Here is a 13,816-nt window from a genome sequence, read left to right as displayed (position 1 = left end):
ACATATTAAATAACTCTTTGGGGCAGGAAAATAAACGTTTTCCTGCTTCATTGAGGCTATGGATCATTAAGTATTCCTGAAAAATCTATTGGGGAGGTTGAAAAAATGCATAAGATTGTGCAGTGTGTACCGAACTTCAGTGAAGGAAGAGACTTAGACAAAATAGAGAGAATTATTCATCCCTTTAGGGGGAAAAATGGTGTTAAGCTTCTGGACTATAGCAGAGATGAAGACCATAATCGTGTGGTGGTAACTGTAGTAGGAGAACCGGAGCCATTAAAGGAAGCGATCCTAGAAGCAATGGGTATGGCCATTGAAGCAATAGACATGCGAAATCATACAGGACAGCATCCAAGGATGGGGGCGGTGGACGTAGTGCCCTTTATACCCATAAAGAATGTCAGTATGACGGAGGCAATTCAGCTATCAAAGGAGGTTGCCCAGGAGGCAGCTAAGCGATATAACCTACCGATATTCCTATATGAAAAGGCTGCAACCCATCCAGAAAGAGAAAATTTAGCAAAAATCAGAAAGGGCGAATTTGAGGGTATGGCTGAAAAAATAGGCCAGCCTGAGTGGAAGCCCGACTTTGGACCAGACAAAATCCATGAAACTGCAGGTGTAACAGCCGTTGGTGCAAGAATGCCTTTGGTGGCCTTTAATGTAAACCTAGATACAACCAATTTTGAGGTTGCCAACCAAATAGCTAGAAATGTTCGATTCTTAGGTGGAGGTCTTCGATATTGTAAGGCAATTGGTATAGACTTGAAGGAGCGAGGTATGATGCAGGTGTCAATGAACATGACAGATTATACAAAAACCGCCCTTTATAGAGCCTTTGAATTAATTAAAATAGAAGCTAAAAGATACGGTGTGAATGTAGTGGGTAGCGAGATTATAGGACTATTGCCTATGGAAGCCTTAGTGGATACAGCAGTCTACTATCTTGGTGTAGAGAATTTCTCAATGGAGCAGGTACTTGAAACCAGAATAATGGAGTGATGAAGATGAAGGGGCTATTAATAAAGAATGCCAATGAATTGGTTACCTGTAGCGGCAGGAAGGCCAAGTTTGGTAAAGAGATGTCCCAGTTACATGTTATTGAGGATGGGGCAGTTGTAATTGAGGATGGGATTATAAAAGCCGTTGGAAAAACAGCAGATATTCTAGCAAAATATCATGAGGGAGACTATCAAGTGGTAGATGCAAAGGGTAAGGCTGTATTGCCAGGCTTTGTAGACTCCCATACCCACTTAATATTTGGAGGATATCGAGCAGAGGAGTTTTCTTGGCGCTTAAAGGGTGCCAATTATATGGAAATTATGGAGCGTGGTGGAGGAATTCTAAGCTCCGTAAGGATGACAAAGGAAGCATCGAAGGAGGAGCTAGTAAAGACAGGACTAAAGAGACTAGATTCGATGTTAACCTTTGGAGTAACTACAGTAGAGGGGAAAAGCGGCTATGGGTTAGACCTAGAAACGGAATTGAAGCAATTGGAGGCTATGGATGAGGTCAATAAAAAGCATCCCATTGATGTGGTTAAAACCTTCCTTGGAGCCCATGCAGTACCAGTAGAATATAAAGGCAAAGAGGATGAATTTATTGATTATATGATAAATGAGGTTCTTCCCATCGTTGCCGAAGGTAACCTTGCAGAATTCTGTGATATATTCTGTGAGAAAAAAGTTTTTTCAGTAGAGCAATCTAGAAGATTACTTACTAGGGCCAAGGAAATGGGTTTTAAGCTAAAGCTTCATGCTGATGAAATTGTTCAGTTAGGTGGTGCTGAGCTGGCTGCTGAACTGGGTGCTGTATCTGCAGATCACCTATTGCAGGCATCGGATGAGGGCTTAAAAGCAATGGCGGAAAGGGGAGTAATAGCAACTCTTTTACCAGGTACGGCCTTTAGTCTTAAGGAGAACTTTGCAAGGGGAAGAGAAATGATTGATAATGGCTCCGCCGTAGCCTTGGCCACTGATTTAAACCCCGGTAGCTGCTTTACTGAATCTATTCCCTTAATAATTGCCTTAGCTACCTTATATATGAAAATGACTACTGAAGAAGCCATAACGGCCTTTACGATAAATGGTGCAGCAGCCTTAGATATGGCTGATACCATTGGTAGTATAGACGAAGGTAAAAGGGGAGATATTGTGATATTAGAATTCCCTTCCTATCACTTTATTCCCTATCACATTGGAGTAAGTACCGTTGAAAAGGTGATCAAAAACGGAAAACTAGTTTACGATAAAGAGAAGAGAGGAGATTTATTATGTTAGCAAGCATGAAGCTTAATGAATTTTTACAAGAAACTGCATCTAGTAATCCTGTACCAGGTGGAGGAAGTATTGCAGCAATGTCTGCAGCAACAGCTGCCGCCCTTACTGAAATGGTTGCAAACTTAACTGTAGGAAAGAAAAAGTACGTTGAGGTTGAAGAAGAAATGAAGGGAATAGCAGCAGAGGCCTCAAAGCTTAGAGAGAAGCTTTTAGCTGATATTGATAAAGATGCAGATTCCTTCAATGAAGTTATGGCAGCCTTTAAGCTTCCAAAGGAAACTGAAGAAGAAATTGAAAAGCGTAAAGAGGCCATTCAAGAAGCAACTAAAAAAGCTGCTTTAGTACCATTGGAGGTTGCTCAAACTGCCTTTGATATGATGGGAATTATTGAAACTGTAGTAGTAAAGGGTAATCAGAATGCGGTTACCGATGGTGCTGTAGCTGCAATGATGGCAAGAACAGCAGTATTGTCAGCTCTTTTCAATACGAAAATCAATCTTACATCCATAAAGGATGAGGCCTTTGTAAGTGAGACTACTGCAAAGGTTAAGGAATTAGAAGATAAGGCCACTGAGGTTGAAGGTAGAATTTTATCTAAGGTAGTATTATAATCATAACAGGTTAAAATTTAAGAATATATTATAAAATGGTGGAGCATTAAAGGCTGGGGTCTATCTCTCAGGGGTTAATGAGTCTACCATTTTTTTTATGCCATTTTAAATAATTTAATGAACCTTTTGGTTAGTGGTATACTCTTATATATAGAAGTGAGGTGTTAGGGTGGATAATCAATTACTAATCAAAAGAGGAAAAAAAGGTGATAAAGAGGAATATCAATTGATTATAGAGAGAATCACCTATAAACAAGACTTTAACAGAGTAATAGATATCATATCAGATTAAAGGAGAAGTATTTTATAGAATATAAAGCTATGTCGGCCAGACAGCAATTAAGGATTGATTACCTTGTCAGAGGCTTACTAGGGTAGTTTGTAGAAAATCCCAATCTATGATAAATTTAATAGAGTGATCACACTAAGAAAATCTCCTGTACAGGTAAAAAAATATTGGAGTTGATTTTTGGTGAAAGCTTTAAGTAGTGACGAAGTAATTGGTCGGGCTGAAGCAGACAATGTGCGCTTTATAAATCTACAATTTACAGATATATTTGGTAAGCTAAAAAATCTTGCTATCACAACCAGTCAGTTGGAAACAGCCCTAAAGGGCCAAATCATGTTTGATGGCTCGTCAATCGATGGCTATAAACGGGTGGAAGAATCAGATATGTTGTTAAAACCTGATCCTTCAACCTTTCAAATATTCCCATGGAGAACAGGAAGCCATGGAAACTCAGCTAGACTCATTTGTGATGTATGTAATATTGATGGCACCCCCTTTACCGGTGGACCACGGAATATATTAAAGAAGGTTTTAGGTGAATTAAAGGAGCAGGGCTATGATTATTATGTTGGCCCAGAGGTGGAATTTTTCCTTTTTGAAAGGGATGAAAAGGGAAATCCCATCACCAAAATCCATGATGATGCAGGATATTTTGATGCAGCCCCCACGGATTTAGGAGAGGATGCAAGAAGAGATATCTGCTTACTTCTTGAGAAAATGGGTTTTGAAATTGAGGCATCCCATCATGAGGCTGCCCCAGGACAGCATGAAATTGATTTTAAATATGATGAAGCCCTTGCCACTGCCGATAAAATAACAACCTTTAAATTGGCTGTTAAAACTATAGCTAAGCAGCATGGCCTCCATGCCACCTTTATGCCAAAGCCCTTTAGAGGGGCAAATGGAACCTGTATGCATATAAACCAATCCCTCTTTAAGGATGGCAAAAATGCCTTCTATGATGAAGAGGATGAATTGGGATTAAGCCAAGAGGCCTATTATTTTATAGGTGGCTTAATTGAGCATGGCAGGGAGCTGGCGGCAATTACCAATGCCTCAGTAAACTCTTATAAACGATTTGTTCCTGGCTATGAGGCACCAACGGATGTAGCTTGGGGAATTTGTAATAGAACTCCTTTGATAAGAATTCCAGGCTCAAGGGGCGTGGCAACTCGGGTGGAGTTAAGGAATCCTGATCCTACTGCCAATCATTATTTGGCATTAGCGGTGATATTAGCAGCTGGTTTAGATGGAATCAATAATAAAATATCTCCCCCCCCCTATTATGATGGTTGTGCCTATGAGATGGATGAAGAAACCAGAAAGAAAAAGGGTATTAAGAGATTTCCGGCCTCTTTAAATGAAGCTCTAGATGAAATGGAAAAGAGCCAATTGGTACGAAAAACCTTAGGAGACCATGTGTTTAATACATATCTTAAGGTCAAAAAACAGGAATGGCGAGAGTATAATGAAGAAATTCATCAATGGGAGCTAGAAAAATATTTAAGCTTATATTAAAATATAAACGACAGGGTAAAATCCTTGTCGTTTTTTATGTTATTATAGGTAAGGTATAGGTGTTAAATAATACTTGGAGGACTTCCTGAAAAAATCAAGAATATATATATTAAGGTTAAGGAATTACCTCCATATTCTAATACAAATTTCTTTTTATCTTTGTACTATATTGTTCAAATTGGATTTCGATATTTTTACATATTTTTCAGAATTGGCCACGGAAAGGGTGGAGTAGGTGAAGATAATACAAGTAAAGCTCTTTAATACACCAACAGTAATAATGGATAATCATAAGGTATTATTTCCTTTTCGTAAGGCTGAGGCTTTATTTTTCTATTTAGTGTGTAATAAAAGGGAAGCAACCAGGGATGAATTGGTTAATTTACTCTGGGCAGATGTTCCTGAGGATGTTGGAAAGAAAAATCTAAGGAATACTATGTATAAAATTCGAAAGGCCTTTAATTTAGATATTATCATATCTCCTCAAAAGTCCGTTGTAATGCTGAATCCTGATATCCATATAGAGGCAGATATAGATACCTTTTTACTTCATAATAGTCACTCTATCAAAGCTTATACTGGAGACTTTTTACAGGGCTTTAGCCTTAAAGAGGGAGAGGCCTTTGAAGAATGGATGTATACAACGAGAGAGCTATACAAAGATCTGTATATAGCTTTACTTTACAACGAAATTAATAAAGAGAGCCAGATTAAAGGCTATGAAATAGTAGAACAATATTGCAAACTGATTATGACCATTGATCCCTTTGATGAAAGGCCTTATCGAATATTGATGAATCAATATATGGAAGAGGGTGCATATAACAAAGGAATAGAAATTTATAATCGATTAGAAAAGATTCTGGAAAAAGAAATGGGAATAAAGCCCGATGGCGACAGTAAAAAGATCTTAGAGAAGTTGATAGATGCCAGAAACATCAAAAAGACCAATAATAGTTCCACCTCCGAAGGCTTTTTCTTTGGCAGAGAAATGGAGTTAAAGCTATTAATGGATAATTTTAATCATTTTTCACAGGGCAAGGGCCATAAATCCGTTATTATTACCGGAGAAGCTGGGATAGGAAAGACCAATTTAAAGGAAAAATTTCTAACCTTAATAAACCATAAGGATTTATTTGTTTTTCAGTCCAACTGCTATCAGGCAGAGGAGGATTATGTTCTAAAGCCATGGAACCCTATTTTTGCAAGAATTAAAGAAATTATCAAGGAAGAAAGCATAGAAATTCCAATTATATGGAGCAATATTATAAGCTATGTATTTCCCGTTTTTGCAATTGATCAGGATAACATCAAGGAAAATCTGGTGGAAGAACTGGATTATATGCAATTTAAGCTGGTGGAGGATGCCATTTCAGGCTTAATTGGGAAGCTATGTCAAAACAGAAAAATTCTTCTGATTTTTGATGATATACAATGGATGGACAATCGAAGCATTGCCCTATTAAAGCATCTTCTTCATCAGGATAAGGAAAATAGAATACTTCTGGTGGGTATCAGTAGAAATGAGTATGACATCCGAACCGATAGTTTTATCACCCTCCTTAACAAGTATAATCTTTTGGAAGAGATAAAATTAGAAAGGTTTACAGCAAAGCAAGTAGAGGAATTCATGCAGGCAGCCCTTCCCAATAGAAGCTTTTCTAGGGATTTAATTGATAAAATATTTACTGAAACAGAGGGTAACACCTTCTTCATCGTGGAGTATTTAAACGCCCTAAGGGAAAATCGAAACTTTAGTGAAATGTCCTCAAAGCTTCAGGATATCATAAAGAGCAGATTTCTAAATATTTCTCAATTGGGCAAAAGGCTTTTAGATATCATATCCTTATTCTTTGATAAGGCCTCCATGGATATTATAAAAGATCTGTTGGGAATCGATGAAATGGAGCTTCTGGAGGCTATGGAGGAGTTGGAAAACAAATACTTGATATCGGAAACATCTGAATCAGATAAAATTGCCTACCAATTCACCCATCAAAAGCTGAGGGAGTTTATCTATAACCAGCTATCTCCTGCAAGGAGAAAATTCTTGCATAACCGAATTGGTCAGATATTAGAGAAACAGTTGAAGGGAGATAAAAGTGATATTCTCAGCTACTCAAGGCTAATATATCATTTTAGCAGTAGTGGAAATCTAAGCCTATCCCTTAAGTACCAAATAAAAAATCTAAATGCCTATTTGGATTATAGTCATGAATTATTTCCTGTTATTAGTGAGAATTATAAAATAAAGGAAAAAAGTTGGTATTTAACCTCTGATGAGGCATTAAAATCCATTAAAGTAATAGAAGAATCCTTTAATCAGATTCAAGATACGGATCTTGATAGAAAAGAATATTTAAGCCTAAAAATTGCCTTCCAACATATGCAGGGTAGATACCTTATTAGGCAAGGGGATTATGAAAAGGGTATCAAGAACATTATGGATATGATTGGATTTGCAGAAGACATTGGTGATCAGGAATACATTTTGAAGGGCTATAGGCAGCTGATTTATTATGGTATTCAAACCCATGCTACAGGTATAATGGAGGAATATATTGAAAAGGCCTTGAAGTTAGCCGATGAAATTAACAGTAGAACAGAAACAGCAATATTGCTACGGTTAAAGGGTTTAAGTAAAATAATGGCCCTTGAATACGTAGAGGCAGAGGAAATTTTACAGCAGGCCATCCATTTATTTGAGGATATTAGCAAATATGATGATAAATACATTCTCAATGTAGCAGCCGTTTATAATTATTTAGGGGAAATAAGAAGATATAATATGAAGTTTTCCAGTGCCCTAAAGTATTATGATAGAGCAATGGCAATTTGTGCTGAAAAAAAGGTTACTGGTGGTTTAACAATCTTTAATACCAATGCAGGACAGGCAGCCTTTGATATGGGGGATTACGAAAGAGCCAAGACATACTTCAACAATGCATTAAAACTCTATCAGCAGTTCGACCTCCATTGGGGACGATCCATAGCCGAGGGCTACATGACTATATTGAATATAAAAGAGGGGCAATATAAAAAAGCCCTTGAAAGGCTAAAAAAAGCTGAGGAATGTAGTGAAAGAATGAAAAATCCCTATGAGAAGGGTTTGGTTTATAGGGTAAAGGCGGAAATCAAGGCCAACATGGAAAATAGCAGCAAGCTAAACAAGGTCTTCAGCAAGGCATTGGAGTTACCCCTCAAGGAATACTGTGACAAAGGAATACATTATTTGAGTCAGATTAAGGGCTGCTATGAAGCAGAAATCCTAGCGGTATTAAAGAAAAATGATAAGGCCTTGCAATAACTAAAAAGCTTTAGGCTAAAATGATAATAAATAGAGCAACTCCTTAATATATATTTTATGAAGGTGGATAAAGGAGGTTAAGTATGAGGCGGGTATCTATAGATTTTAAAAAACGTCAGGATGATGTAACCTATGAAGTTATCACAACTGAGGGTAATAAAGTGAAGCTTGTTTTGCATTGGGGTGAAAAACCTACCTCCGGATATAAAATAAAAATAAAAAAGGTTGAAGTAAAGGGGGATGAAATCAGCATAATCTACAGTAAAATTTATCCTGCAGCTGATGCCATCTGCCGTCAGGTTATTACTTATCCAAAGGACAGCTGGGAGGGAACCCTCACTGAAGCCCCCACTAGATATAGAATTATCCTTAAAAATGAGTAAAGTCTCAAGTTGGAGACTTTTCTTTTTTTCTCTTAAAAATCTGGTATAGAAGAGGTATAATGAAAGAGAGAAAAAATATATAAAAATAATGTTAAATGTTTAATGTTAAATGGTGAATTGATGTAGAATTTGCTTTCTGCAAATTCCATTTGATTAACTATAAATAAAATGAAAGCAAACTATATGAGTTAGAACTCTTTTAAACCATTTTGATTATAATATATTTTTAAATATTTTTAGCTTCGATACATCGAAGCATCAATAATTCAACATTCAACATTCGTCATTCAACATTTCATTAGAAGGGTGATCTCATGAAACTACTTGAAGCCTTTGGAATAACTAAAAACAAAAGAGAAGTCATCTCCCTTGTGGGAGGTGGAGGAAAGACTACAACCATCTTTAGGCTGGCCCAGCAAATGAAGGATGAGGGCTTTAAGGTTCTAGTCACCACCACCACGGCAATTTACTTTCCATCTGAAGATGCCTTTGATCGGTTTTTTTTAGCCCCTGAAGGAATGCCACAGCCTTTAAAGGACATTGGAAAAGGTGAAATAACTTTAATCGGTAAAGAAATTAACAAAGAAGGGAAGCTACTGGGCATTTCCTTTAATATCCTAGAAGAAATCATTGCTGCAGAAATATTTGATGTAATACTAATTGAGGCAGATGGTTCAAAGGGCAGACCTATTAAGGCCCCTGCTTCCCATGAACCGATGCTTCATCCTTTAACAACCATCAATATTGGGGTGATTGGATTAGATGCTCTATATACTAGAATCAACCAAACCTCAGTTCATAGGGTAGAGGAATTTTGTTTTATTACTGGAGGAAGGCCTGAAGATGAGATTACACCAGTAATGGTGAAAAACCTTGTTCTTCATAAGAATGGGCTGTTTAAGGATACACCAAATAATTGTAAAAGAGTACTTTTGTTTAATAAGCTGAGTCACACCAACGAAGTTTTGGGAAAGGGAATGGTTAAGCTATTGGAGGATTCACATAATAGTTTAGATACTATTATTGTAGCAGCAATGGAGGACATGAATCCAATTAAGCTATGGAGGAGTTATCGATGATCAGTGGAATTATTATGGCGGCAGGCTTTTCCAGAAGGTTTAAGGAAGACAAGCTTTTAAAGCTTGTTGGTGGGGTGCCCACCATAGAAAGGGTTATTAAGGCAGCCATAGCCTCATCTTTAGATGAAATCATCCTTATTTATCGAAACCATGAGGTGAAAAAAATTGCTGATCGATATGCCATCAAAGCAATTGTCAATGAAAATTCTCACTTAGGTCAAAGCACCTCCATGAAGCTAGGCATACGAAATTCCAGTAAGGAAGCAGAGGGATATCTTTTTATGGTGGGTGACCAGCCTTTAGTTGAGAGTTGGGTAATTAATAGAATTATAGAGGAGTTTAAAAGCAGCGATAAATCCATTATTGTCCCTACCTACGGCAGTAGACGGGGGAATCCTTCCTTGTTCTCAGCCTCCTTAAAGGAAAGCTTACTGGAAATTCAAGGGGATACGGGAGGAAGAGGATTGATTGAGGCTTTAGAGGATGATGTAGGTTTTCTGCCAATAGAGGCAGAATATCTAGGTATGGATGTGGATACCAAGGAGGCCTACGAGAAAATAACAAAGTTGTTGTAGGATTAATGGATTGTAAAAAAGGATATTAAGCTTTATCATAGAAGCTATAGTTAGAGTAAAAAATGAGGTGAAAAAATGGGTGACTTCGTTCATTTGCACGTCCATACCGAATATAGTCTTTTGGATGGCTTTACAACAATCCATAAAATGATGGATCATGTAAAGGGTCTTGGAATGAAGTCCATTGCCATAACCGATCATGGCTCAATGTTCGGTGTTGTGGACTTTTATAAAATGGCTAAGAAAAAAGGGATAAAGCCTATAATTGGCTGCGAGGTATATACTGCTCAAAGGAGCTTAATGGATAGAGACCCTGTGTTGGATAAAAACATGGGGCATTTGGTATTGTTGGCAGAGAATCATGAGGGTTATCAGAATTTAATTAGACTGGTTTCCATTGGCTATACAAAGGGCTTTTATTATAAACCTAGAATAGACTATGATGTATTAAAGGAATATAGTAAAGGGTTGATATGCCTAAGTGGCTGTTTGGCCGGAGATATCCAACAGCTGCTGCTTAAGGGTTTGTATGATAAAGCTAAGGAGCAAGCCCTAAGTCTACAAAAGCTATTTGGAAAAAACAATTTCTTCTTAGAAATTCAGGATCATGGATTAAAGGAGCAAAAACAGATTAACAATCATTTGGTTAAGCTAAGTCGAGAAACCGGTATACCCCTTGTGGCCACCAATGATAGTCATTATATCAACAGAGACGACTCTGAGGCCCATGATATTTTACTATGTATTCAAACGGGAAAAATTTTGGAGGACCAAGAACGATTAAAATTTCCTAATGATGAGTTTTATCTTAAATCAACGGAGGAAATGGAGGGCCTGTTTCCATATGCACCAGAGGCTATTAGTAATACTGTATTAATAGCAGAGAGATGCAATGTAGACTTCGATTTTAATACCATTCATTTGCCCCAATATACCAATCCAAATGAAGGAAGGGTGGAGGAATACCTACGGAAGCTTTGTTATGAAGGACTTAAACAACGCTATGGAGAAACCACCCCTGAGCTTGTGGAACGCTTGGAATATGAGTTGGGTGTTATTGAAAAAATGGGTTATACTGAATACTTCCTTATTGTTTGGGACTTTATTAAGTATGCAAAGGATCATGATATCCCAGTAGGACCGGGAAGAGGAAGTGCCGCAGGAAGTATTGTAGCCTATGTCCTTGGGATTACCGACATTGATCCAATAAAATACTCCCTGATATTTGAAAGGTTCTTGAATCCAGAAAGGATTTCAATGCCGGATATAGATATTGACTTCTGCTACGAACGTCGGGAGGAAGTTATAGAATATGTAAAAAGGAAATATGGCGAAGACAGGGTGGCACAAATCATCACCTTTGGAACCATGGCAGCAAGGGCCGCCATAAGAGATGTTGGAAGGGTTATTAATATGCCCTATAACGAAGTAGATCAAATCGCTAAGCAAATCCCCTTTGCCATCGGGATGACCATAGAAAAGGCTTTAGAGGTGAATCCGCAACTTAGACAAATGGCAGAGGATGATGAGGGGGCAAGATATTTACTGGATATGGCCCAAAAGCTGGAGGGAATGCCGAGACATGCTTCAACCCATGCTGCTGGTGTAGTAATTTCTAAGGATATACTAGACCGTTATGTGCCTCTATATATGCATGATAACAGCGTAACCACTCAATTTCCCATGGGAACCCTAGAAGAGCTGGGTCTATTAAAGATGGACTTTTTGGGTCTTAGAACCCTTACTGTCATTAAGGATGCCTTAGATTTAATAGAGGCCAATCATGGAGTTAAAATTGATTTTTCCAATAGCTGCTATGAGGATGAAAAGGTCTACGAGCTAATCAGTAAAGGGGATACCCTTGGCTTGTTTCAGCTAGAGAGTGCAGGGATGATTCAATTTATGAAGGAACTAAAACCCACCTCCTTTGAGGATGTTGTTGCGGGTATTTCCTTGTTTAGGCCAGGTCCTATGGATTCAATTCCAACCTACATTCGGTGCAAGAATAATCCTTCTGAGATTCGATACAAGCATAAGCTTTTAGAACCAATCTTAAATGTTACCTATGGCTGTATGGTTTATCAAGAACAGGTTATGCAGGTGGTTAGAGATTTAGCTGGCTACAGCTATGGAAGAAGCGACCTTGTACGTCGGGCCATGAGCAAGAAAAAAATGGAGGTTATGGAGGAAGAAAGAAAGCATTTCATCTATGGAAAAATTGATGAGGATGGAAATGTTGAAATTCCTGGATGCCTTCGAAATGGAGTTCCAGAGAAAATTGCCAATGAGATTTATGATGAGATGATTGACTTTGCCAACTATGCCTTTAATAAATCCCATGCCGCTGCCTATGCTGTATTGGCTTACCAAACTGGATATTTAAAGGTATATTATCCGGTAGAATTTATGGCTGCCCTAATGACCAGCGTTATGGGGAATACCTCTAAGGTGGCCCATTACATTCAGGATTGTAGAAGGATGGGAATAGAGGTATTGAAGCCAGATATTAATAAAAGCTATAGCAAATTTACTGTAGAGGATGGTAAAATCCGCTTTGGATTGGCTGCTGTTAAAAACGTTGGATTATCTATTATTGATGCCATAGCCAGGGCTAGGGATGAAAAAGGAGTCTTTATCAGCTTTTATGATTTCTGTCAAAAGGTAGATTCTAAGGATATGAACAAAAGGGCTGTGGAGAGTCTGATTAAGTGTGGGGCCTTCGATTGCTTAGGGGCCTTCCGAGCTCAACTGTTGGCCATATATGAAGGAGTACTAGAGGGAGTCTCCAATGATAAGAAAAGAAATATTAAAGGACAAATTGCATTATTCGATGTCCTTGAAGATGAGACGATATCCTTTAAGGAGGACCTTCTACCCAATATTAAGGAATTTAACGATAAAATGAAGCTGAGCATGGAAAAAGAGGTAATAGGGCTATACATTAGCGGACACCCCTTATCAGAGTTGGAGAAGGAGCTAAAGCTGGAAACTGATTTATCCAGTAGTCAGCTTCTGGAAATGGCAGAGGATCCAACGGCGTATAATTATAAGGACGGAGATACTGTAAGGGTTGGAGGCCTTATCATAGATAGGAGCTTAAAGACTACTAAAAACGGACAAACAATGGCCTTCATTACTTTAGAGGATTTGTATGGTACAATTGAGTGTATTGTTTTCCCCAAAACCTATACAAGGTTTCAAAGGTATTTAGAAGTGGATTCCTCCATTATTGTTGAGGGAGGATTAAACTTTAAGGAAGAGGAAGTTCCCAAAATTCTTTCCAATAAAATAAAGCCCCTTGTTAAGGGGCAGGCTAAAGGGGTAAAGCTTATTATAAAGGGAGCTAGAGAACTGGCACTACTTGAAGGTACAAAACCTTTGTTAAGACAATATCATGGAAGTGTACCCATATACATCTATTTAGAAAGCCAGAATAAAACCATGAGGGCCCATAGAGACCTGTGGGTTAAGCTGGAGGAGGATTTAATTACCAGACTGAAGGAGACCTTCGGAAGAGAATGTGTTATTATAGATTAACTGGATTTCAAATAAGAAATGTGCTATATTTATTTAATAGGAAATATTTCTTTACCCCTATTAAATGGTGAATTTTAAGGGGCCCCTCCCCCTTATAAAAATAAGGAGAGTACAGGGAAGCGTCCTAGAGAACGCATGGGTTCTCTGGAAAATAAAAGCATTTAACCATAGAAAATTAATGCATGAAATGCTTTTGTTCTTATAAATGTTGAATTGAGGAGGAAATTTGCAGAAGCAA

Annotated in this window: 10 protein-coding genes; all 10 read left to right on the top strand. The window is 38.0% G+C overall.

Annotated elements, in window-relative coordinates:
* The first annotated feature begins 105 nt into the window (after positions 1 to 105).
* The gene (gene ftcD, locus F8153_RS00205) at positions 106 to 1,002 is read left to right on the top strand and encodes a glutamate formimidoyltransferase (RefSeq protein WP_151864328.1); all 897 of its coding nucleotides are present in this window, start codon (positions 106 to 108) and stop codon (positions 1,000 to 1,002) included.
* Positions 1,003 to 1,007: 5 nt separating this feature from the next.
* Positions 1,008 to 2,279, top strand: coding sequence for an imidazolonepropionase (hutI, locus tag F8153_RS00200; protein ID WP_151864327.1), 1,272 nt, complete (start codon positions 1,008 to 1,010; stop codon positions 2,277 to 2,279).
* Positions 2,273 to 2,890 carry a cyclodeaminase/cyclohydrolase family protein gene (locus F8153_RS00195; RefSeq protein ID WP_151864326.1) on the top strand — a complete coding sequence of 206 codons (618 nt, stop codon included), beginning with the start codon at positions 2,273 to 2,275 and terminating at the stop codon, positions 2,888 to 2,890. The genes hutI and F8153_RS00195 overlap by 7 nt, the downstream gene beginning before the upstream one ends.
* 169 nt (positions 2,891 to 3,059) lie before the next feature.
* A complete protein-coding gene (locus tag F8153_RS16505) occupies positions 3,060 to 3,182 on the top strand; it encodes a hypothetical protein (RefSeq protein ID WP_279237087.1) in 123 nt (40 codons plus the stop codon).
* Between the two features lie 180 nt (positions 3,183 to 3,362).
* The gene (gene glnA / locus F8153_RS00190; protein WP_151864389.1) at positions 3,363 to 4,697 is read left to right on the top strand and encodes a type I glutamate--ammonia ligase; all 1,335 of its coding nucleotides are present in this window, start codon (positions 3,363 to 3,365) and stop codon (positions 4,695 to 4,697) included.
* A 235-nt stretch (positions 4,698 to 4,932) separates the two neighbouring features.
* Entirely contained in the window at positions 4,933 to 8,004 is a 3,072-nt protein-coding gene (locus F8153_RS00185) for an AAA family ATPase (RefSeq protein WP_151864325.1), read from the top strand.
* Positions 8,005 to 8,087: 83 nt separating this feature from the next.
* On the top strand, positions 8,088 to 8,387 hold the full coding sequence (locus tag F8153_RS00180) for a protease complex subunit PrcB family protein (protein WP_151864324.1): 300 nt from the start codon (positions 8,088 to 8,090) through the stop codon (positions 8,385 to 8,387).
* Positions 8,388 to 8,701: 314 nt separating this feature from the next.
* A complete protein-coding gene (yqeC, locus tag F8153_RS00175; RefSeq protein WP_151864323.1) occupies positions 8,702 to 9,466 on the top strand; it encodes a selenium cofactor biosynthesis protein YqeC in 765 nt (254 codons plus the stop codon).
* Complete coding sequence (locus tag F8153_RS00170; protein ID WP_192929578.1) at positions 9,463 to 10,041, top strand: nucleotidyltransferase family protein; 579 nt, start codon at positions 9,463 to 9,465, stop codon at positions 10,039 to 10,041. Before yqeC ends, F8153_RS00170 begins: the two co-directional genes overlap by 4 nt.
* A 75-nt stretch (positions 10,042 to 10,116) precedes the next feature.
* Positions 10,117 to 13,578: a DNA polymerase III subunit alpha gene (locus F8153_RS00165; protein WP_151864321.1), complete on the top strand. Its 3,462-nt coding sequence runs from the start codon at positions 10,117 to 10,119 to the stop codon at positions 13,576 to 13,578.
* Positions 13,579 to 13,816: the final 238 nt, after the last annotated feature.

It is taken from the genome of Alkaliphilus serpentinus, from assembly GCF_009017255.1.
In the GTDB taxonomy this organism is placed as follows: domain Bacteria; phylum Bacillota; class Clostridia; order Peptostreptococcales; family Natronincolaceae; genus Alkaliphilus_D; species Alkaliphilus_D serpentinus.
This window is presented reverse-complemented; position numbering and strand designations above follow the sequence as displayed.